Source organism: Synechocystis sp. FACHB-908, assembly GCF_014698595.1.
Taxonomy (GTDB): Bacteria; Cyanobacteriota; Cyanobacteriia; order Cyanobacteriales; family Microcystaceae; genus Synechocystis.
In genome coordinates, this window is sequence record NZ_JACJTH010000043.1 from 47,961 (window position 1) to 69,326 (window position 21,366).

Here is a 21,366-nt window from a genome sequence, read left to right on the forward strand (position 1 = left end):
CAAACAGGCTCTAAGGGATAAATTTAGAGTAAATAAAGTCAGAAAAAATATTTTTGATTTGGTGGATAATTAGTCAAAATTTATACAGTTATTGATGTAATAATTGGAACTATTATTGTTTTTCTTGTTGACTCACATTTCTCCACAACGCTATAATCTGGGGGCAACTTTATTTTCTACTATCCATTTTAAAGAATGGTTAGGAAAATTTTTTATTAAAATCTATTCAATCTAGAATAAAAAGGGTAATTTACCAATTCCAGCTCAATTATTGAATTATTAAATTTCTAAACATTAACTTCACTATGACCTATCTGCAAACCACCGCCGACTTTTACGCTGAAGTTGCCCAGACCCCAGAAGTGGGACTCTGTTGTGTTCAGAGTAGCCCTCTCCAACTGCCGGGGTTAGTGATTCCCGCTGTCATGCAGGAAATGAATTATGGCTGTGGTAGCACCGTCCATCCCAACGAGTTGGGTAATAAGTCTAAGGTGCTTTATGTCGGTGTTGGTGGTGGTCTGGAGGCATTGCAATTTGCCTATTTTTGCCGTCAGCCAGGGGCCGTGATCGCAGTGGATCCCGTGGAAGCCATGCGCCAGGCCGCCCAGCGAAATTTGCAGTTAGCCGCCGAAAAAAATGATTGGTTTAGTGTCGATTTTGTCGATATTCGTGCAGGGGATGCTTTTACTTTGCCGGTGCCGGACAACTCGGTAGATGTGGTGGCACAAAATTGCCTATTTAATATTTTTGAGCCGGAAGATTTATCCCGAGCTTTGAAGGAAGCTTATCGGGTTCTAAAACCCCATGGTCGGTTAATCATGAGTGATCCCATTGCTGCCCGGCCTATTCCCCAACATTTGCGTCAGGACGAACGGTTACGGGCCATGTGTTTATCCGGAGCATTAACCTATGCAGAATACATTCAACATTTAATTGATACTGGTTTTGGGCAAATAGAAATTCGCGCCCGCCGTCCCTATCGTTTGCTCGATTCTGTCACCTATAAACTGGATGAAAATTTATTATTAGAAAGTTTAGATTCCGTTTCTTTCAAAGTGCCTATTCCTAGTGATGGAGCCTGTGTTTTTACTGGCAAAACCGCTATTTATGCTGGTTCAGACCCCCTATTCGATGACCAAGCTGGCCATATTCTTCAGCAGGGAGTTCCTAGTGCGGTATGCGATAAAACAGCGTTGAACTTAGGTTCTACCTATCCAAACAAAATACTCATCACTGATTCAACTTGGTACTATGACGGTGGCGGCTGTTGTTGATTTTAGTTTTGACCGGATATCAAATTATTCCTGCAGTTAATTTTTAAACAAAATGGTTCAACAATTAGAACGTAGTCAGCAAAAATTAAAAATTACGCCCTTTGCAAAAAAGTTGGGTAGTCCCCTTGGTAAACAAACTATTTCTACCCTGCAAATCAATTTGGGTAAACGCTGTAATCTAGCCTGTAGCCATTGCCATGTGGAAGCTAGTCCCAAACGCACTGAAGAAATATCACCGGAGGTTTGTGAACAACTAATTGCCATTATTCAAAAATTTCCCCAAATTAAAGTGGTAGATCTCACCGGGGGAGCACCGGAAATGCTCTACGGCTTTAAGCCCCTGGTGGAAGCATCTAGGAAGATGAGAAAAGAAGTCATTGTCCGCTCTAATTTAACCATTTACTTTGAAATGGGATTTGGAGACATTCCCGCATATTGTGCCCAGCATCAGTTGAGAGTTGTGGCGTCATTGCCCTGTTACCTTGAAGATAATGTGGATAAAATGCGTGGCAACGGGGTTTATGAAAAATCAATTAAAGCTCTTCAATGGTTGAATAATCTCGGCTATGGGAAGGATGCTAATCTAGTTCTAGATTTAGTTTATAACCCTCCTTTACTAACCTCAGATAAATTTTCCCTCCCCCCTGCCCAGGAACCCCTTGAACAGGATTACAAAAAGTTCCTCAAAGAACATTTTGATATCAATTTTAATCACTTGCTAACTATCACAAACTTACCCATTGGCCGGAGTAAATTTCATCTTGACAAGCATCAACTGCACCAAAAATATTTGACTTTCCTAGAAAGCAATTTTAATCCAGATACGGTTAATAATCTAATGTGTCGTAATGAACTTTCCATTGACTATTTAGGTAACGTTTATGATTGTGATTTTAATCAAATGGAAAATATTCCTGCGGAAGATAAATCCAGCCATAAGTTAACCGTTGCTGATCTACTAAGAGCTGACAATTTAGACTTAATTCAGCAGGTTAAAACCGCCGATTATTGTTATGGTTGTACCGCTGGTTCCGGCTCTAGTTGCGGAGGGGCATTAATTTGATTTTGACTGATATTATTCCTGCTTTCCTCATACATTTACACTGCAAATGGCCGATTATCTACTAAATGCTCTGCAATGGATTGATGGCTTGGGAACTTGGGCGGCGATCGCCTTTATGTTGCTTTACACAGTGGCCACGGTAGTATTTTTGCCGGGTTCCATTTTGACCCTAGGCGCTGGGGTAGTGTTCGGGGTAATACTCGGTTCAATCTATGTTTTCATTGGGGCTACACTTGGGGCCACGGCCGCTTTTTTGGTGGGACGATATCTGGCCCGGGGCTGGGTTGCCAAGAAAATTGCCGGCAATCAGAAATTTAAAGCCATTGATGAAGCCGTGGGGAAAGAAGGCTTAAAAATTGTTATTTTAACCAGACTTTCTCCGGTTTTTCCTTTTAATTTATTGAATTATGCCTATGGCATCACCAATGTTTCCTTAAAGGATTATGTGATTGGTTCCCTGGGTATGATTCCCGGTACTATTATGTATGTTTACATTGGCTCTTTAGCTGGTAGTTTGGCCACCCTTGGAACGGCAACTAACCAAGCTAATCCGACTTTACAATGGACAATCCGAATTGTTGGCTTTATCGCCACGGTTGCGGTGACTATCTACGTCACTAAAATTGCTAGGAAGGCTTTAAATGAAGCGATTTTAACATCGGAAGTAGATGAATAAAGACTTGGTTTTTAGAGAAAAATGTAGGGGAAGTGATTTTATTGCTTAGTTACGGTTTCCATAATAGGCTTTAGAGCCTGTTTTAGCAGCCCCCCTTCCCCCAAAATTTGGGGGGAAGCTAAGTGAAAGTCCCCAGTATTTCCGGAGCTTTAATGAAGAGATTTAGAGGGCGGAATAAAACTTTCCAAACACGTTCTTATTGATCATAAAAACCTCGAATCATTAATTCCCTTTAACTTGCTACTATCAACTAATTGGTATATTACCAAGAATTTCAGGGATGTTATTAATGGAGTAAAGGAGTTAAGGTTAATTTTATTTTCGTCCCACCACATAAACAACGCTATCGAAGACTTTCTACCGCACAATGGAAGGGTTAGGAATGTGTTGATAAGATTCTTTTCACAATCATGGTTAAAAATCAAGGGGCTTGGCTATCTCGGGGACTGTGGAGCGTACTGATTTGGGGCGCTATGGCAACGGTCTGCCGAGCAGAAACTATTCCCTTTACCCTGCTCCAGCTTAACGATGTGTATGAAATTGCCCCCATTGATAACGGCCGTTGGGGCGGTTTGGCCCGGGTGGCTAATTTACGCCAACAGCTAGAACAAGCTGATCCCCACACCTACACCGTGTTAGCAGGGGATTTCCTCAGTCCTTCTGCCTTGGGCACAGCCCTTTACAATGGCGATCGCCTGGCGGGGAAACAAATGGTGGCGGTGTTGAATGCCATGGGGTTAGACTATGCAGCGGTGGGAAACCATGAATTCGATGTTAATGCCCAACAATTTCAGCAACGGATTACGGAGTCAGATTTTCAGTGGTTATCGGCCAATATTGCTGATGGTACCGGCAATCAGTTTGAGGGCATCAAACCCTACGAAATTTTAACTATTCCTGGAACGGAAGGGGGAGAATTAAAAGTGGGCATTTTGGCCCTGACCATTGACAGCAATGCGGTGGACTATGTCACCTACAGCGATCCCATCGCCACGGCCCGCCGCTACATAGACAATCCCCAAGGGGAAGTGGATGTTTGGGTGGCCCTGACCCACCTGTCCCTGGCCCAGGATTTGGCCTTGGCCCAAGCTATTCCCGAATTAGATCTGATTTTGGGGGGCCATGAACACGAAAATATCCAGCGCAACCATTTAATTATCAAGCCCGACAGTTCTGCAAGTTGTCCCCAGGCCAAAACGCCAATTTTTAAGGCCGATGCCAATGCCCGCACGGTTTACATTCACCAATTAACCTACGACACGAACCGGCAATGTTTACAAATTAATTCCCAACTGCAACCCATCACTGCGGCGATCGCCAGTGATCCGGCCACCGAAAAAGTGGTTCAGCAATGGCAGGAAATTGGCTTTAATGCGTTTCGTCAACAGGGATTTGAACCAATGGCCGTTGTGGTCAACTCTCCCATCGCCTTAGATGCCCTCGATGCCCATGTACGCAGTGGCTCCACCAATCTCACCCGGTTAATTACCAGGGCCATGGAGCAGGAAAACCCCGATGTGGCCATGGTGATGTTTAACGGTGGCATGGTGCGCCTTGATGATCTCCTCAGTGCCGGAGCCATCACTCAATACGATATTATTCGCCTCCTACCTTTTGGGGGTCGGGTAGTGACAGTGGAGATACAAGGGGATTTGTTACAAAAAGTTCTGGCCCAGGGAGAAAAAAATAGTGGTACCGGTGGTTATCTCCAGCTAGGGGGCATGGCTCCCAACAGTATTGAGCCAAGCAAAACTTACCGGGTGGCGTTAATGGAATATTTGTTAAGCGGTCAGGAGGTGGGCTTGGATTACCTGACGACAAATACCCCTGGGTTGAAGGTGATTAACTATGGCCGGGATATTCGCTCGATTTTGGTGGATTATCTACAAAACAATGCCCAGCAAGCTTTTACCGATTTGGGGGAGTTGTGAACAAATAAACTTTTGGTTACGCAGATTCCATCCCAATTGAAATAACTATGTTGAAACAACTATCAAAGTAGTTAGTCCGGGTACCAAAACATGCCCTTAATGCCTTCTGGGTCGAGCACAAAGCCCAAACGCCGGTAAAAATCCACCACCTGGGGATCGGCGAACAGGGTGATATTGCTAATGTCGTAATGGCGTAATTTACGGATGATGTATTGCATCAGGGCCTTACCCAAGCCCTTGCTCTGAAGACTAGGATGGATCACCACGTCCCACACGGTGGCATTGAAAGCATGGTCGGAAGTAGCCCTGGCAAACCCCACCAATCGACGCCGATTGCCCTGCATTTCCCACATGGTAACCACCAAAAAACTACACTCTACGGCCTTTTTGACTTTGCGAATTGGCCGCCGGGCCCAGCCCACCGCATCACATAATTCCTCCAGCTCGTAAAGGTCAATGTCCCGCTCAGTGGTGAAAAATATCCGGGCTTTATCGCCGTTATCGGTGGGAAATTCTTCTGCCCCCGTTGGGCCCAGGGATGGTGAACTAGTTGAATCGGGATTAAAAAAGCGTTTCCAAAAAACCATGCCGTTGGGCGTTCAAGAACAAGCTGGGGTGGACAAACGGAAAAACGGTGGGGGCAATGAAAATGGTGATAATTACCTTCAAACCTTAAGTATAAGCTTTGATCGCTTCCCCCTGGTGAATCTCTAAAAGCCCAAATCCTCCCTGGCGATCGCCGCTTCGGCCAATACTTCAGCATCGGTCTTGTTTGGCCAATCTTGGCAACCAATTTCACTGTAAAACTGCTGGTCGTAGGGCCGGGTCCGCACCACCACCGGCATGGGTACTGCATGGCCTAACACTAAAGCCTGTTGTTTGGAATCTAGTTTGGCCAGCACAGAGCGTAAATTTTGCCCCCCCGCCACCCCGGTAAAAATGGCTTCAATGTCCTTTTCGTCGTTGAGTAGACAGGTAATACGGGTGCCAATTTGGGACATAACTTCATTGTCAATGCCCGATGGCCGCTGGTCCACCACCAACAAAGTAACAAAGTATTTCCGCATTTCCCTGGCAATGGTGCCAAAAATAGTCTGGTGGACAATGGCAGAATCCAAAAAGCGGTGGGCTTCTTCAATGGTAATTACCAATTGCCTGGGGCGATCGCCAACGTGTTTAGTTTGGAGAAATTTTTCTGCTTTTTTAACGTAAATGCTATGGATACGCCTGGTGATCATATTGGTGGCCAGCATATAGGAAAGCAAATTAGACTGGGAGCCAAATTCAATTACCACATGTTTGCCTGCTTCTAAACATTGCAACAGTTGGTCGATGTAATTATGGGTGCTGACTTGTTTGAGATATTTTAAATTTTCTAGTCGTTTTAACTTGCGTTGCAAAGACATGATGGAGCCGGGGTGCCCTTGTTTTTCTTCACAAAAAACCTTAATTTCTTCATTGCTCATCACCAGTAAACGGGAAATCCAACTAGAGCCAAACTCAGAAAATAAAATATTGGCATTGTCCAACGCCGCCTCTGACAAACCTAACTCAAAACCAACTAAACGAATATCTTCAATTTCAATTTGATCAAAACTTAAATAGAGTTCCTGGGCTCCCCTCACTCCCCGTCGCTTGGTGGACTCCGCATCGAGGGTAAAAATTTCCACTTCCCCCGGAAACAATTGCCGCAGACCCTTAACAGTGGAAACGGTTTTGCCTTCCCTCATCGCCTCCCAACCATACTCCGAGTGCATGTCAAACATCAAATTGACCGCCGCCTGTTTGTGGATAATGCCAGAAATTAATAATCTGGTTAAAAAAGATTTCCCTGTACCCGATTTGCCAAAAACTCCATTGCTCCGTTCCACAAAACGGTCTAAATCTAAACACACTGGCACCGCCATATCCAACGGTTCCCCAATGGCAAAATTGCGTCGAAACGGATCATCTTCCCAACCAAATACCAAACGAAAATCCCTTTCACTGGCTTCAAAAACCTGGCTGAAATGGGCCGGAATAGTTTTCACCGGCAGTAATTCCACGTCTGCATTACTATTAGCTTGATAGGAAGCCAAACCATTGCCATTACTCTGGCGATCGCCTTGACCGTTCATCTGTTCAACTGAACTTTCCCCATAACTCGAGTCCTTTTCTGACTCCGTTAACATTAACATGGGTGCTAATTCTAACGTGCCGTAGGTGCCACTGCCGGCCAATACATCAATTAAAAAATCATCGTTAATGTTAGGGGGATTAGCCAAAATCCTTGGATTTGCCGTTCCTAAAGAAACATCGGTGAGCAAACAAAAAAAGCGCGATCGCCTACCCTGAATAACTAAAAATTTCCCCACCCGCATTTCTTCCACGGAAACATCCGCATGGAGACGCACTTCCAAGCCTTTACTGAGGGAACCTTGGGTAACGGAGCCGAGGGCATGGTCTGACATAAATTCTGGGGCGGGTCAAAAATGGGGACAACGGTGGCGATCGGTTAATATTCAAACCTTGTGGTTAGTACTATTTTGTCATCCTACCACCTTAACCTCATCTATCTTGCGTAAGTCCTGACGAACTGATTATTGATTTACAGAGCTTTCGTCTCTTCATTGCTATGTAAATTTTTGCTAATCTTGAGATGCCATTGCTTCTATCATAGTCATTTTTCATAAACTAGACCTGAGAATTATTCATTCGGCTCTTGAGTTGCACCACATTCTTTACAATGGGGCAAATGTTGATAAGTAAGGGCATGACAGCTCACGCATTCAACATATTGATAATAACCACAGTGGGGACAATAGGAATCCTGGGGACGAATTCGCTTTGCACACTTTACACAACTGGATTTTTGAAATCGTTTAGCTGCTTGACTTTTAGAATTAAAAACAACCCTTTGGAAAAATTTGATAACTCCAAATCCCACTAAAGGAATAAGTAGAATATATAGGTAACTAATAGCAAAAATTAATCCACCAAAGACAGCTTGAACAAAATTTAAAATGAGGTCAAAAATAAGACCAAATTGTAGAAATTCAAAGACCTTTAAAATTAGCGGTATAAGAAAAATAACTAGCAGGTGCCAACTAATCAAAGCTACTAATCCATAGCCTTTTTTCACTGCAACGCTATGAACCCAAAGAGCAGTTAAAATTAGGGGGGTTAAAAAGAGAGCCTGGAAAAAAAAACGAATAGTGGGATACCAAAATACTGCATTGATATAACTCTGATTTAATTCCTCCCAGATATCTTTTTGATTAATAAATTTAAGGAAATTAATGCTTTCTGGCTTTGCCAAAATTTGCTGTTCTAAGCTAGCAATTTCTTGTTCAAGGCTAGCGATTTTAGCAATATTTTGATTTAATTGTTGCTTGGCTTTTTCTGGGGGAGTTTGATTAATTGAATTTTCTTTGCCTTGACCAGCAATTTTTTCTAATAGTGTCGAGTCATATTGGGAACGAATGGTATTATTAGATTCTTCAAGCTCATTAATTTGAGCTACGGTCTGGTTAATTTTGATAATAAAATTTTGATTGTCAGTGGTTTGAATTTTATCGTGATATTGGGCGTAGGTTAAACAAACTTGGCTAACTTGACCAAGATGGCCTCTTTCTGATTCTCTGAAACTCTTCTCTAAACTGTATTGATCAATAGGGTCAGTGGCAATAGCTTCGCGAATAATTTGAAGGTTTTTGTCAGAAATGGTTTGGCTTTGATAATTTTGCCAAGAAGCATGGCAAGGATAAGCTAAATTAGGGGCAAGATACCATTGGCCAATATCTTCTATTCCATTAAAAACATTGATAAGGATAAAAATATCAATAAGAATGATTACGATTAAGCTAACCTTGTTGAGAGGTTCATTCTTAACTGTTCTGGATTTATTCCAGAATTGATCAAATAGCCGACGAATGGAATTAAACATGGGGGTAATTAATTGTTACGTTAAGTTTTTAAATTAAACGTGGGAAGCCATGACCCAGTATCATGAATAAAAATCAGAATTGCCCCAGGGTTATTGCTAGGCAAAGTAAGGATAGGGATCTTCGCTTTTGCCCGGTTTCAATTGCCAAAACTAATTAGTTTATTAATTGTGCCATCTAATTTGTTATCCCCTACCATTCTGGCAAATAGCTTAACAATTTTTTTCAAATACTTGCTTTTTTTTAACTAGCTCCGAGAATTACTCCGGCGATCGCCATAATCTCATTAGCTAGAAAACTAGGAGTGCCTAACAACAGACTTACCCGGATGGAGTTACAGTTTTGTTAAGATTAGTTACAGGTTAATCCGGCAGGGAAAAGTTAATATTCTTGACGACATTGCAAGAACGGTCGAGTTAATGCCACATAACAAATTAAATGTAGTAGACAAAGAACAGAGTTAGGATACAAACCTTGAAATACCATCTACCATGGAGCACAAGCCAAACGAGTTTGTGAAACGAGCCATGAAAATCGATATCATTATTGTCTACATTCAGCGATATCGAAAGGGACATGAGGTTCATTTTGTCCCGCCGCTGACTGGTATCCATCTTGCTGCCCTGACCCCGGCAAAACATACTGTTCGAGTTATTCACCAACAGGTTGAAACCGTAAATCTAGACAGCGAAGCTGATGTAATTGTCCTCTCCTTCTTCAGTGGTTTTGCCCCGGAAGCATATCGCTTAGCAACGGAATATCGAAAACGGGGCAAGATAACAATCGCGGGTGGTCCTCATGTAACTTTTGCCCCAGAGGAAGCTCTGAGATTTGTGGATAGTATTGTCATCGGCGAAGGGGAGTCGGTCTGGGAGCAAATTTTCCAAGATATCGAACAGAACACTCTTCAGCAGCGATATATTGGTGAAGCAATTCCCCTCACAAATATCCCCACTCCCCGGTACGACCTGTTACCTCCGCAGTACTTCATTCGACGGGTTGTTCAAGCCACTAGAGGATGTCCATTTACCTGCTCATTCTGCACTGTACCCGTTCTCAATCCCGGCTTTCGTACTCGCCCTGTCGAGGCGGTGCTGAACGACATCCGATACAACAAATTCAAATGGTGGTGGCAACGAAAAACTGTCTGGTTTTGGGATGATAATTTGACGGCAAATAGACCCTATATCAAAGAACTTCTGCGCCAGATGATACCCCTGCGAAAGTGGTGGTTGACCCAAGCAAGTATGGATATTACCAAGGATGACGAGCTGTTAGATTTAATGCGAGACTCTGGTTGCATCGGAATTTTTTTCGGGATTGAGTCATTTGGCCAGGAATCCTTGGAGGATGCGGGAAAACGCCAAAACAAAGTCGCAGAATATCAAGGCAAAATCAAAAAATTGCATGACCGTGGCATTGGCGTGATGGCTGGTTTTATTTCCGGTTTGGATGGAGATACCCCAGAAAGCATCCGGGATATGGCCAACCAACTGGAGGAAATTGGTGTTGATGTGCCATTTTTGAGCATTCTTACTCCTTTTAAAGGCACGCGTTCATACTCAAAGATGATGGATACGGATCGGTTGCGTTCGGATTTGGGGTGGGAGTTTTACAATGGCTATAATGTCACATTCGTGCCCAGTAAAATGACCCCTGCAGAGCTTTTAAAAGCCCACCGAGATTTGTGGAGATCAGCCTTTAGCCTGCAAGCAATCTTTCGTCGGATTGGTAGATCCTTATTTACTTTGCGCGGGGGGGCAATGATGATGTGTAGCATCATGAATCTCTTCTACGGGCTAAAAGCTCTCACAAATAATGAACCGATTAGCTTTGAAGGAACGGATGAATATAAATCAATTCGGGAAACTATCGATTTGATTCCATACAGTCGCCAGAATTCACTAAGTTGATGAGCGCCAACATCTTTGCTGGTTACTAATGGAAAGCAAAGTCCACCCCGCTAAAACTTAGTTTTTTGTGGGGTCATTGGTCATGGCGATCGCCAAAAACTCTACTATGGGTCAACCCTTAACTGTTTTGATTAGCGACAAACCGATCAACCAGTTCAACATCAATAAATTGTCTTGATCAGCTCAGGGGCCAGCAGAATCCCTCCCAAAATAGAAGATGTTAATTGTCCTTGACCTCCTCCTTGAGTGTCAATTTTTGTTCGTTTTATCTATTTTTTTAGGGCACTTTTCGTCAAACCTATTTCCCTTGCTATTTGGCTTATAGGCTTTCCTGAATCTTCGACAATTTTTACTGTCTCCGATTTCTGTTCATCTGTAAATGTTCGTCTTCGTTTTTGGCTCATTTGGACATTCTCCTTGATTTTCGACTCTTTGGATTTGTCCACTTTTTTCAGTCAAGTTCAGTCCTCGTTAAGGGTAGGGAAATGAATTTGTGAAGAAAGAATTCCTTGACTAGGGCTAAAAATAGGTGGCGTTTGATAGACCGTTAATTGCGATAAAACTTGAATAACAGGTTGAATTGCACTCATTGTGATATTCCTCGTCTTTGGCAGAACTGTAGAGTTATCGGCCCATGGGGGAAAAGTTATTCAATGTACCTCAACAAAATTAATTTACTGGGCTGAAATCCTTACCCTATCAAAGCTTTGGACATTAATATTTCACTATTAATTTACTGGGCTGAAATCCTTACCCTATCAAAGCTTTGGACATTAATATTTCACTTATCTAGGGCTCATTCAATGGGAGAGAAAAAATATTTTACTGATTTTGCATAACTTTTTAGCCCCGCCCCCGATAACTATTTGACGGTGGATCAAATCCTGGACCCGAGGCGATCGCCTGTTGGAAGGAAAGTTGCAGATCGGGGATAGTTACCCCCTGTCGTCCTGCAAATAACATCGCTGCTAGTTCTTGGCCATAGGAGGCTTCACTGTGGCCAGAGTAAACAAACAGATCAAAACCTGGCGATCGGCGCAGAGTACGACTAAGTTGGCCATAGTCTGGCTGTAATAGTTCGGTAACTTGCACCCTCAAGCCCCTATTTTTAGTCAAATTAGCCAATATCTGGCGATCGGGTTCGAGGTCAATGCCATCACTGTTGCCAATCAGATGCAAAATTCGCAGTTCAGGGCATAGGTAACGGTGGAGCTTGGCGGTGAAATTAGTGGGATGGGTAACGGAAGTTGGGGCAGGAGTGAACGAGTATTGACAGGTATTAACCGCACAATGGATTTTTGGTGAGGCTGATTGCAGTAGGGGCCATTCCTGCCAGGGTAATTTAGCTAAAATCGCCGCTGTTTCTGGGCTGGTTTGATACAGAGATTGACCTATCTGCAAAATCAACAAAGTTTCCCCATCGGACTGGGAAAGACAGCGCAGTATTTCCTTTTCTAAATTTTGCCAAGCGGGTAGGGAAGAACTCAACCATTGCACCATGGCTTGGCGGAGGAGCTTTCTTTCCGTTCCCTGGCCTTGATACTGGTAACTGGTGGCAACGGCTTGGGTGCTAATGATCCTAATGCCCCGACGGCGATGGGCTTGCCCAGGGCGAGGACTGGTGATTTCCAAAGCCCAATCTTGGTACAGCTCCGCTAAGGGGGAAGTTATGGGGGGTAAAGTGCCGTAGAAATCCCTTTGCACCGTGGTGACCGAGGAACCATCTATCCGTTCCACATCCAACGCCACCGTAAAACCAGACTGAAAATCACCATTAATGACCTTGAGCAGAAGAAATTGCATTGCCATCAGATTTTTTTGCACCCTAAAGATGAATATCTTCCGTTACAGCTAATTCTCCCAGGGATACCCGAATGCGAAAATCACTGCCGGGGTCAATCTCTAGGCTCATTTTGAGGAGATTTTTTCCCCCTTGTTCTTCCTCTCCAACCCCAATACTGTCAATTAACTGGTCATCGGTGGTTAACAATGCCAATGCTAATCCTGCCGGTAAAGTTTGTGTTGATTGCAAAGGTTGCAACGTAATCAAACCGGCAATGGTATGGTCACCCCTAGGCATCAAAGAAACGGTTAACGTCAACGGGATTTGCCCTAAAGCCAGGTCATGGGCAATGGTTTTGGTAACACTATGCACCGCCTGGGGATGTTTGGCATCAATGCGGGCTAGGGTGCCAGCGGCTAACCAGCGGGTATCTTCATTGTTCGTGCCATCAATGATTTCCACCAATTTGGCGATCGCCTGGGGTTGATCATTTTCGGTGGCTAATTCCCCCAGAGTAATAATTAATCTTTGCTTGGTAGCCTCATCCTTGGCTCCCTGAAATTTGTCGATAATGCGCTCCACTGTGCCCAAGCTACGGACAGGAATTAACTGGGGTACCCATTGCTCCGTTCCCAACTGCCAAGTGGTAGTGGTAACCCGTTCCACCCAAGTTTGAATCACGTCTGTCACCCGATTAACGGCATTTTGCACTACTTCCACTGGGGCGAGAACCATTGAAGCTTGTTCCGCAGTGGCAATAACCCGGAATAGTCCTTCTATGGGTTGTAACTGTTGTTTAGGCACTATTTCCGCAGTAAAAGATTCTAAAAAACCGAATATTTCCCCTTGGCGCAGGTCTTCACTAATTTCCACCACCGCATAGCCTAATCTGTCCTGCCAACTTTCCGCCCCAAAATAAATTTCCTCTTCTTGGTGACCAATGCCCCGACATTCCAAACGACCGAGATTAGGTAGGTAAAGATCAGCCACTGTTTCCCCTAAATGGATTGGTGGTTGACGGCTATAACTTTCCCCCTCGTCATAATCAATGCCGTAGATCTCCAACCAATGGGCGATCGCCCTAACGGCCAAAAGGTTTTTAATGAGCCGTTGAAGTTTTTCTCCCTGGCAACCAGATTGGAGGGCAATGGTTTTCACCCATTGATGATCCGCTGAAGTTAGGGGAATTTTCAAATTATTATCGATGGCAACCATAAATATTTCCTAAAAGTAATTAATAGCGAATACAAATACTACAAAAGTGATTTAATCTTCTACAATTAGTTATCGGCTCTGGCTCAAATTTTTATGCACAAATTGCAAAATATGGGGCAGTAGCTGAAATTCGTAAAACCGCTCCAGTTCCCCCGGCTCCACTCCTAACGATTGCGCCACTTGGGTTAGTCCCTGCCTCGGCTTTCGGATGGTCAACAGTAGCTCCTGCAACAGCCTTTGCCCTGTAATCCCTGGTTTTTGAGCCAAGCGAAGTTCCCTTAAAGTTGACTCCGTTTCTATCCATTCCTGCAATTGTTGTTCAAATTGGTTTTGCCTCAATTCTTTCTTTCCCAACAGTCCCCGCAGATGCTCACAGGGATTAATGGGGGTATCGGGTTGGATAAAGTCATAATTGCTTTCCATAAAGGCGATTAACCTACCGCGGCACTGACGCTCGTAGAAACTGCTCAAAGTGGCGATCGCCACCCCATATTCTTTTGCCAACTGATTCCACTCCACTTCCTCGATAAAACGCTTTTGCAGTAATAATTGCGCTGTTATTGTTGGCTGGTTTTTAACCGTCACCCCAACTAATTCCTCCTCTAATTGCAACCAGTCTTCTATGCCCCGACGCATAATGTCAGCGTCTTGTCCGTAGGAAGGGGAGGTTATCATGGCCAGCAGATCTTCCCGATCATCCTCGGATGTACTGGATTGGACTTGTTGCCGTTGTTGATATTGCTTTTCCCGTTGGGTCTTGAACTCATTTTTGAGCCGGAAGTTTAACCAAGTAGCTACCTGGGCTTGCTGGGCGTTGTAGTCCCGATAACGACGATAGAAATATTCCAGGGTCTTCAACCACGCTTCAGCGTAGGCATCCTGGTACTGCTCTTCGTAATTACGCCATAGTTTTTCCGATGCTTCCAGTATTCCCATAGCCTGGGCGAGTATTTCCCTTTCACACAGGGTTTTTTGGATAGGGTCAAGGCCATCCCCGGACAATTTTTTCGCCTGTTCAATGAGGAGTTGGAGTTGCAGGTTTACATCATCCCCAGCAATGCGGACTACTTCGCTGAATATTTGTCTCAGAATTTGCTTCCGCTTAGCACTAACAGGAGATAACTGTCCCAACCTCTGGCGATAATAGTCGAGGGAACAATGATCTTTTTCCATGGCTACATCCCCAGATATTACCGTTGCAATTCAAAACTGCTATTTTACTTTGTTGGCGATCATTTCTTTTTGGGGTGATATACCAAAACTTGCTATACGACATCCGATACAACAAATTCAAGTGGTGGTGGCAACGAAAGACCGTCTGGTTCTGGGATGATAATCTAACCGCAAATAGAAACTATATCAAAGAACTTCTACGCCAGATGATATCTCTGTGAAAGTGGTGGTTTATCATGCTCCCTGTTATACTACAGAGGAAGATATTACTTAATCTTTACTTTATTTACTAAAGTGATCTTTTAGGCATTTAAGTCTAAAAGGTCGTTGTCAAAAGTTTCCTTAGTCAGGGATAGTAAAGGCTCTGAGAGGAAAGATTCAGATAGTTCTGGAGATGATAGAGTTGAGACTTTATAAGCAGATTTTAAATGCTTCTCACTCACTGTTCAGTCCCTATCATTATCATCAAGCTTTACAAAACGCTGTTTTGGCAAGTCAACATTTTGAAGAGGTTAGAGCCATGACGGTTTTATCTTTATTCTATTTGTACTATTCTACGCCATTTTTGAGCCTAGTGCATGGTGATTCAAGTTCTGAAAAAGCAGCTTGGCTCAGTTGTGTTAATACTAACCAAGAAAAGATGCAAAAATAGGCGGAACACGCCCCAATGAATTACTTGCACAAATATCATCTAGTTGAAGCAGAAAAAGCGCGGGTCTTAGGGCAATTCTTTGAGGCTGAAGAGTTTTATGAGCGAGCGATCGCAGGTGCTGCTGAAAATGAGTTTATTCAAGAAGAAGCATTGGCTTATGAATTAGCGGCTAAACATTATCTAGCGCGAGGTCGAGAAAAAATTGCTCGAACTTATATGAAAGAAGCGCACTATTGCTACGATCGCTGGGGCGCAAAAGCTAAAGTTAAAGACTTAGAAAAACGGTATCCACAATTACTCAATTCCAACTTGATTCGGCAATCAACTTTGACTGAGGGAATGATCAGTCATTCGACCGCCGTGATGAAAGCGGCTCAAGCCCTCTCAGAAATTATCCATCTTGATCAATTGATTGCCAGGTTACTGTTGATGGCTCAGGCAGCAATTTCACTAGAAAATGCTCGGCTGTATGAACGGCTAGCAAACTATGCCAAAACACTGGAAAGGAAACTAGAAGAGCAAACTCAAGCATTACAGCAGGAGATCATCAATCGCGAACGAACAGAAGACGCATTACGACAAAGTGAAGCGAATTATCGCAATCTGCTACAAACCGCGAATTCAATCATCATTCGCTATGATCCGCAAGGACGGATTCACTACATCAACGATTATGGGGTAAAACTCCTCGGCTACAAAGAACATCAAATCTTAGGACGAACCTTATTTGAAACCATCATTCCGGACATCGAAATCTCTGGGCGTGATGTCAAACCTATGGTTCACAATTTACTTCGCAACCCTCAATCGTACCCGCAAGGTGAGGGTGAAAACCTGTGTCGAGACGGTCGGCGCGTTTGGGTTGCCTGGTCGAATCAAGCTATTTTCAACGATCGGGGAGAGGTGGTTGAAATCTTATCGGTGGGCAATGACACCACTCAGCGTAGACAAGCAGAAGAGGCATTACAACGTAGTGAAGCTAAGTTCCGCAACATCTTTGCAAATTCGCAGGTTGGTATCTACCGTAGCCGTATCGGTGATGGCTTAATTCTCGATGCCAATCAACGCTTTGCCGATCTGTTTGGCTTTGATTCACCCCAAGAGATGATTGGGATTGAACACACTACAGGCTATTGGGTCAATCTCAGCGATCGCCAACAAGGCATTGAGGTGATAAAGCGGGATGGGGAAGTGCGAAATTATGAAGCACAGATGCGAAAACGAGATGGGACAGTGTTTTGGGGACTTTTCTCTTCTTATCTGAATGCAGCCGATGACTACATCGAAGGGGTGATTGCAGATATTAGCGATCGCAAACAGGCAGAAGTCGCGTTGCAAGCCTCTGAAGCGGAACTGCGGGCGCTCTTTTCAGCCATTCCCGATCCGCTATGTATCATCAATGCTGAAGGGCGATTGCTCTGCACAATCAAAGGAACTTCATCTTATGGAGAGGAGTGTACTGGCAAAACGCTGCATCAACTTTTTGCCAAAGAACAAGCTGATGAATTTCTGGATTACATTCAGCAGTCGGTGAGAACTCAACAAGTCCTCACCGTTGAATACAGTGATTGGATCGCTGGACGAGAAGTTTGGTTTTCGGCTCGCATTGCCCCGATTCGACATGAGCAGGTGATTTGGCTGGCGCGAGATATTACGGCGCAAAAGCAAGCAGAAGCCGCCTCGATTTTAGAAGAGCGCAACCGCATGGCACGCGAGATTCACGACACACTGGCTCAGGCGTTTACAGGCATTCTGGCTCAGGTGGGAGCGGCAAAGCAGGTGCTAACGGATGATGTAGAAGCATCTCAGGCACATCTAGATCTAATCAAAGAATTGGCGCGAACTGGACTGACTGAAGCGCGGCGATCGGTAGTAGCGCTCCGCCCTCAGCTTTTGGAGGGGGGCAGTTTACAAAGCGCTCTCCATCATCTCGTCGCTCAAATCAGAACTGCCGCAATGGATACCACTTTGTATTGTGAGGTCAAGGGGACAGCCTATGCTCTATCAACTGAAGTCGAAAGTAACCTACTGCGGATTGGGCAGGAATCGTTAACTAATGCAATTAAACACGCCAATGCTGACGAAATCCGAGTGCAGCTAGTCTACGATTGTGATCGATTCTGCTTGCGCGTGAAAGATAATGGACAGGGATTTGGAGTTGGTAGTATTCCAGCCTCTGAGGGCTTTGGCTTACTCGGCATGAGCGAGCGAGCAGAGCGCATCGGCGCACAACTAACCATTAGGAGTCAACCTGGACAGGGAACAGAGATTATTGTCACCGTCATTCGGGAGTAAAATCACGATGAGCCAAGCCACGACTATTCGGGTTTTGATTGCGGACGACCATGCTATTTTTCGGCAAGGATTAGCCACGATTATTAACCGTGACCCAGATATGCAGGTGATTGCCCAAGCCGAAAATGGGGAACAAGCAATCGCGCTATTTGAGGAACACCAACCAGATGTAACGCTAATGGATCTGCGAATGCCTGAAGTGGAAGGAGTTGCTGCTATCAGTGCAATTTGTGCGATCGTTAAATTTGCTCGAATTATTGTCCTGACCACGTATGATAGTGACGAAGATATTTATCGGGGATTGCAGGCAGGAGCAAAAGGATATCTGTTGAAAGAAACTGAACCTGACGAGCTTCTGAATGCGATTCGCACCGTTCATCGGGGTCAGAAGTATATTCCGCCCGATGTAGGAGCAAAGTTAGTTCAACGTCTCAGCAATCCGGAACTGAGTGAAAGAGAACTAGAAGTACTCGGCTCACTGGCGCAGGGCATGAGTAATGCCGATATTGCGACCGCTTTAAGTATCGGTGAAGGTACTGTTAAATCCCATGTCAATCGGATTTTGAATAAGTTGGATGTCGGCGATCGCACCCAAGCTGTGATTGTTGCCGTTAAACGCGGCATTGTCAGTTTGTAAGGTGTACTTTCGATCAGACTAGGATTCTAACTTAAGTTATAACCAGCCTTTTACTCTACGATGGCATGGTTGCTCCATCAATTTATACTATAAAAATTTTAACTTGCTGTAGAAGACGGTTTGAAGGCGATTGCCTATATTGAATTTATGCAAATAGAGACGCAGTCAAGTAATCGAGCAAGTTAATTGCAAGGTTTCATGTCTGATATAGATGTAGAAAAATGAGCAAAGATCGCAACCACGGTTCCTTACTTGTACCACCTTCAACCCAAGATTGGATGCAAGGTGTGCTGAGTGCCAAGGTCGTACTGGTGATGTATGGAGATTACCAAGACTCCAGAAGTGCGGATGTTTACAAGCTGATTAAAGTCATCAAACGAGAGCTTAGTGCTTCTTTTGGAGAGGATTATTCATGCTTTATCTTCCGTCATTTTCCGCAAGTACAGATCCATCCTCATGCTCAACGAGCCGCCCAAGCTGCCGAAGCCGCTGCTGCCCAAGGACAGTTTTGGTTAATGAATGATACCTTATTTGACCATCAACAAAGGTTGGAGAATGGTTATCTTGTCGAGTACGCCAATGATTTAGGACTTGATATTCCTCAATTTCTCAAAGAGTTGGCTAAACAAGTGCACGTTGATCGCATCAAGAAAGATATTGAAGGCGGTTTACAAAGTGGAGTGATGGCTGTTCCAGCACTTTTTGTTAATGGAATTCTCTATCGCGATTGCTGGAATATTAAACAGTTGATCGCAACCATTATTGCTTCAAGTTACTAGTCTCCCCAATCTTTGCCTCCAATTCATACTTAGGAAATTCCAATGCCTTACGTTACTGTTGGTCAAGAAAATTCTGCAACCATTGATATCTATTACGAAGATCTTGGGGCCGGTCAACCCATTGTTCTGATTCATGGATTTCCCCTCAACGGCGATTCCTGGGAAAAGCAGGTCTTGGTGCTCCTAAATGCAGGGTATCGAGTGATTACCTACGATCGCCGAGGATTTGGTGCTTCCAGTCAGCCCTCATCTGGCTATGACTACGATACCTTCGCCGCCGATTTGCATACACTCATGACCAAGCTTGACTTGCAAAATACTGTGCTGGTCGGTTTTTCAATGGGAACAGGTGAAGTCACACGTTATCTTGGCAAATACGGCTCAGAGCGGGTGCAGAAAGCTGTGTTGATGGCTCCAGTACCGCCCTTTCTGTTAAAAACAAACGACAATCCTGAAGGCGTTGACCAAAGCGTTTTCGATGGCATTATGAAAGCGATTGTTGACGATCGTCCAGCTTATTTCTCTGCCTTTTTCAAAGAGTTCTTCAATGTTGATGTGCTGCTGGGTGAGCGCATCAGCAATGAAGCAATTCAAGCCAGTTGGAATGTAGCAGCAGGGGCTTCTGCTAAAGGGACTTTGGACTGTGTACCATCCTGGCTCACCGATTTTCGTGATGATCTGCCCCGCATTGACGTGCCGACTCTGATTATCCATGGCGATGCAGATCGCATTTTGCCCCTGGAGTCCACCGCTGCAAGACTGCCAAAGCGGATTAAAAACAGTCAGCTTGAGATTATCCCTGGCGGACCGCACGCCATCAACTGGACTCATGCTGATCAGGTAAATCCCCTGTTATTGAACTTTCTTCAGTAGGAATAATCAACTACTACATTTCTGACTTACGGGAGAACTCTGTGATTCATCCATTGAATCAGGCTCACGTTAGTCTAGATGGAGTTTTGTAAATCAACAAGTTGAGTTCTGAGGACAAAAATGTTGGCGGTGCAATCGCATCTTTACTTACTGAAGATAATTGCTGAGTAAATGCTCAGAGAATTTAAGTCTTTAGCGGCATATTTCTTTAATTCACCCTCACTAAAACACAAGGAAAACTCACCATGTTAAATATAGAAAATAAAGTAATTGTCATCACTGGAGCCAGTAGCGGTATTGGTGAAGCCACCGCGAAACTGCTCGCCCAAAATGGTGCAAAAGTTGTTTTGGGGGGACGGCGGATAGACAAGCTAGAGAAGCTAATTAAACAGATTCATGCATCTGGTGGGACAGCAGAATTTAAAACGGTTGATGTCACCGATCGCCACGATGTAAAAGCATTTGTTGAGTTCGCCAACGACAAATTTGGCCGTGTCGATGTCATCTTTAACAATGCTGGCGTGATGCCCCTGTCGCCGATGAATGCCCTGAAAGTCGAGGAATGGGACAACATGATTAATGTGAATATTCGTGGCGTGCTTAATGGCATTGCAGCGGGCTTGCCAATTATGGAAGCGCAAGGGGGCGGGCAAATCATCAATACTGCCTCCATTGGTGCCCATGTGGTAGTGCCCACTGCAGCAGTTTACTGTGCAACCAAGTATGCGGTTTGGGCAATTTCTGAAGGACTGCGGCAGGAATCACAAAACATCCGCGTCACCACCATCTCTCCGGGAGTCGTTGCCACTGAACTTGGCTCTGATATCACCGATGAGTCATCCAAAGGCTTGTTAGAAGAACTTCGCAAAACCGCCCTTACCTCAGAGGCGATCGCCAGAGCCGTTTTATACGCTGTTTCCCAGCCGGACGATGTTGACGTCAATGAAATCATAGTCCGACCGACGGCCAGTACGTTTTGAAGAGAATCAATCAAAGCATAGGAGCGTTATCACCAACACAAAGGACATTGTTGTAATGAAACCATTTCATCTTTTAGCTGTTATGGCGCTTATTCTCACGGTAGGCTGTAACGCTGTCGGACAAACTTCTGTTCACAATGAAACATCAGCACCAAGTAAAAAGAGCGAAGTTGCACTGGTTACAGAGGGTTCACGCGGG

General features: G+C 44.3%; 17 protein-coding genes. 11 read left to right on the plus strand and 6 right to left on the minus strand.

Annotation, left to right across the window (positions count from 1 at the left end; genetic code table 11):
* The first annotated feature begins 305 nt into the window (after nucleotides 1–305).
* The 4 genes from arsM (at nucleotide 306) to H6G46_RS17145 (ending at nucleotide 4,944) form a co-directional block, all read left to right on the plus strand.
* A complete protein-coding gene (gene arsM, locus H6G46_RS17130; protein WP_010873897.1) occupies nucleotides 306–1,274 on the plus strand; it encodes an arsenosugar biosynthesis arsenite methyltransferase ArsM in 969 nt (322 codons plus the stop codon).
* A 52-nt stretch (nucleotides 1,275–1,326) separates the two neighbouring features.
* Nucleotides 1,327–2,337, plus strand: coding sequence for an arsenosugar biosynthesis radical SAM (seleno)protein ArsS (gene arsS, locus H6G46_RS17135; protein ID WP_010873898.1), 1,011 nt, complete (start codon nucleotides 1,327–1,329; stop codon nucleotides 2,335–2,337).
* 46 nt (nucleotides 2,338–2,383) lie between these two features.
* Nucleotides 2,384–3,013 (plus strand): TVP38/TMEM64 family protein, encoded by a 630-nt coding sequence (locus H6G46_RS17140; RefSeq protein WP_010873899.1) that lies wholly within the window; start codon nucleotides 2,384–2,386, stop codon nucleotides 3,011–3,013.
* 410 nt (nucleotides 3,014–3,423) lie between these two features.
* On the plus strand, nucleotides 3,424–4,944 hold the full coding sequence (locus tag H6G46_RS17145; protein WP_010873900.1) for a bifunctional metallophosphatase/5'-nucleotidase: 1,521 nt from the start codon (nucleotides 3,424–3,426) through the stop codon (nucleotides 4,942–4,944).
* Between the two features lie 71 nt (nucleotides 4,945–5,015).
* Here the strand turns inward: H6G46_RS17145 and H6G46_RS17150 are convergent, their stop codons facing one another.
* The 3 genes from H6G46_RS17150 to H6G46_RS17160 form a co-directional block, all read right to left on the minus strand.
* Nucleotides 5,016–5,531 carry a GNAT family N-acetyltransferase gene (locus H6G46_RS17150; RefSeq protein WP_010873901.1) on the minus strand — a complete coding sequence of 172 codons (516 nt, stop codon included), beginning with the start codon at nucleotides 5,529–5,531 and terminating at the stop codon, nucleotides 5,016–5,018.
* 123 nt (nucleotides 5,532–5,654) lie between these two features.
* Complete coding sequence (locus H6G46_RS17155) at nucleotides 5,655–7,394, minus strand: ATP-binding protein (RefSeq protein WP_010873902.1); 1,740 nt, start codon at nucleotides 7,392–7,394, stop codon at nucleotides 5,655–5,657.
* 236 nt (nucleotides 7,395–7,630) lie between these two features.
* Complete coding sequence (locus tag H6G46_RS17160) at nucleotides 7,631–8,869, minus strand: hypothetical protein (RefSeq protein ID WP_010873903.1); 1,239 nt, start codon at nucleotides 8,867–8,869, stop codon at nucleotides 7,631–7,633.
* Between the two features lie 489 nt (nucleotides 8,870–9,358).
* On the opposite strand from H6G46_RS17160, the gene H6G46_RS17165 reads away from it, so the two are divergent.
* The gene (locus tag H6G46_RS17165; RefSeq protein WP_010873904.1) at nucleotides 9,359–10,780 is read left to right on the plus strand and encodes a radical SAM protein; all 1,422 of its coding nucleotides are present in this window, start codon (nucleotides 9,359–9,361) and stop codon (nucleotides 10,778–10,780) included.
* Between the two features lie 843 nt (nucleotides 10,781–11,623).
* Here H6G46_RS17165 and H6G46_RS17175 read toward each other — a convergent pair.
* From H6G46_RS17175 to H6G46_RS17185, 3 genes are all read right to left on the minus strand, one after another.
* On the minus strand, nucleotides 11,624–12,589 hold the full coding sequence (locus tag H6G46_RS17175; RefSeq protein ID WP_020862013.1) for a hypothetical protein: 966 nt from the start codon (nucleotides 12,587–12,589) through the stop codon (nucleotides 11,624–11,626).
* Between the two features lie 16 nt (nucleotides 12,590–12,605).
* Entirely contained in the window at nucleotides 12,606–13,778 is a 1,173-nt protein-coding gene (locus H6G46_RS17180; protein ID WP_010873906.1) for a DUF1822 family protein, read from the minus strand.
* Nucleotides 13,779–13,847: 69 nt separating this feature from the next.
* Nucleotides 13,848–14,951 (minus strand): hypothetical protein, encoded by a 1,104-nt coding sequence (locus H6G46_RS17185; protein ID WP_010873907.1) that lies wholly within the window; start codon nucleotides 14,949–14,951, stop codon nucleotides 13,848–13,850.
* On the opposite strand from H6G46_RS17185, the gene H6G46_RS17190 reads away from it, so the two are divergent.
* The 6 genes from H6G46_RS17190 (at nucleotide 14,950) to H6G46_RS17215 (ending at nucleotide 21,167) form a co-directional block, all read left to right on the plus strand.
* The gene (locus H6G46_RS17190) at nucleotides 14,950–15,111 is read left to right on the plus strand and encodes a hypothetical protein (RefSeq protein ID WP_158299084.1); all 162 of its coding nucleotides are present in this window, start codon (nucleotides 14,950–14,952) and stop codon (nucleotides 15,109–15,111) included. The genes H6G46_RS17185 and H6G46_RS17190 overlap by 2 nt on opposite strands.
* Before the next feature lie 507 nt (nucleotides 15,112–15,618).
* Entirely contained in the window at nucleotides 15,619–17,898 is a 2,280-nt protein-coding gene (locus H6G46_RS17195; protein ID WP_010873908.1) for a PAS domain S-box protein, read from the plus strand.
* A gap of 7 nt (nucleotides 17,899–17,905) precedes the next feature.
* Nucleotides 17,906–18,535 (plus strand): response regulator transcription factor, encoded by a 630-nt coding sequence (locus H6G46_RS17200; protein ID WP_010873909.1) that lies wholly within the window; start codon nucleotides 17,906–17,908, stop codon nucleotides 18,533–18,535.
* Between the two features lie 221 nt (nucleotides 18,536–18,756).
* Complete coding sequence (locus tag H6G46_RS17205; RefSeq protein WP_010873910.1) at nucleotides 18,757–19,314, plus strand: DsbA family protein; 558 nt, start codon at nucleotides 18,757–18,759, stop codon at nucleotides 19,312–19,314.
* Nucleotides 19,315–19,356: 42 nt separating this feature from the next.
* Nucleotides 19,357–20,187 carry an alpha/beta hydrolase gene (locus tag H6G46_RS17210; protein WP_010873911.1) on the plus strand — a complete coding sequence of 277 codons (831 nt, stop codon included), beginning with the start codon at nucleotides 19,357–19,359 and terminating at the stop codon, nucleotides 20,185–20,187.
* A gap of 245 nt (nucleotides 20,188–20,432) precedes the next feature.
* Nucleotides 20,433–21,167: an SDR family oxidoreductase gene (locus H6G46_RS17215; RefSeq protein ID WP_010873912.1), complete on the plus strand. Its 735-nt coding sequence runs from the start codon at nucleotides 20,433–20,435 to the stop codon at nucleotides 21,165–21,167.
* The last annotated feature ends 199 nt before the right edge of the window (nucleotides 21,168–21,366 follow it).

Bases quoted from the DNA above. Each gene is read 5' to 3' on its own strand.
- H6G46_RS17150 (WP_010873901.1), bottom strand. From the start codon at position 5,531: ATGGTTTTTTGGAAACGCTTTTTTAATCCCGATTCAACTAGTTCACCA.
- H6G46_RS17200 (WP_010873909.1), top strand. From the start codon at position 17,906: ATGAGCCAAGCCACGACTATTCGGGTTTTGATTGCGGACGACCATGCT.
- H6G46_RS17145 (WP_010873900.1), top strand. From the start codon at position 3,424: ATGGTTAAAAATCAAGGGGCTTGGCTATCTCGGGGACTGTGGAGCGTA.
- H6G46_RS17190 (WP_158299084.1), top strand. From the start codon at position 14,950: ATGGCTACATCCCCAGATATTACCGTTGCAATTCAAAACTGCTATTTT.
- H6G46_RS17180 (WP_010873906.1), bottom strand. From the start codon at position 13,778: ATGGTTGCCATCGATAATAATTTGAAAATTCCCCTAACTTCAGCGGAT.
- H6G46_RS17175 (WP_020862013.1), bottom strand. From the start codon at position 12,589: ATGGCAATGCAATTTCTTCTGCTCAAGGTCATTAATGGTGATTTTCAG.
- H6G46_RS17155 (WP_010873902.1), bottom strand. From the start codon at position 7,394: ATGTCAGACCATGCCCTCGGCTCCGTTACCCAAGGTTCCCTCAGTAAA.
- H6G46_RS17185 (WP_010873907.1), bottom strand. From the start codon at position 14,951: ATGGAAAAAGATCATTGTTCCCTCGACTATTATCGCCAGAGGTTGGGA.
- H6G46_RS17160 (WP_010873903.1), bottom strand. From the start codon at position 8,869: ATGTTTAATTCCATTCGTCGGCTATTTGATCAATTCTGGAATAAATCC.
- H6G46_RS17195 (WP_010873908.1), top strand. From the start codon at position 15,619: ATGAATTACTTGCACAAATATCATCTAGTTGAAGCAGAAAAAGCGCGG.
- arsM (WP_010873897.1), top strand. From the start codon at position 306: ATGACCTATCTGCAAACCACCGCCGACTTTTACGCTGAAGTTGCCCAG.
- H6G46_RS17210 (WP_010873911.1), top strand. From the start codon at position 19,357: ATGCCTTACGTTACTGTTGGTCAAGAAAATTCTGCAACCATTGATATC.
- H6G46_RS17205 (WP_010873910.1), top strand. From the start codon at position 18,757: ATGAGCAAAGATCGCAACCACGGTTCCTTACTTGTACCACCTTCAACC.
- H6G46_RS17215 (WP_010873912.1), top strand. From the start codon at position 20,433: ATGTTAAATATAGAAAATAAAGTAATTGTCATCACTGGAGCCAGTAGC.
- H6G46_RS17140 (WP_010873899.1), top strand. From the start codon at position 2,384: ATGGCCGATTATCTACTAAATGCTCTGCAATGGATTGATGGCTTGGGA.
- H6G46_RS17165 (WP_010873904.1), top strand. From the start codon at position 9,359: ATGGAGCACAAGCCAAACGAGTTTGTGAAACGAGCCATGAAAATCGAT.
- arsS (WP_010873898.1), top strand. From the start codon at position 1,327: ATGGTTCAACAATTAGAACGTAGTCAGCAAAAATTAAAAATTACGCCC.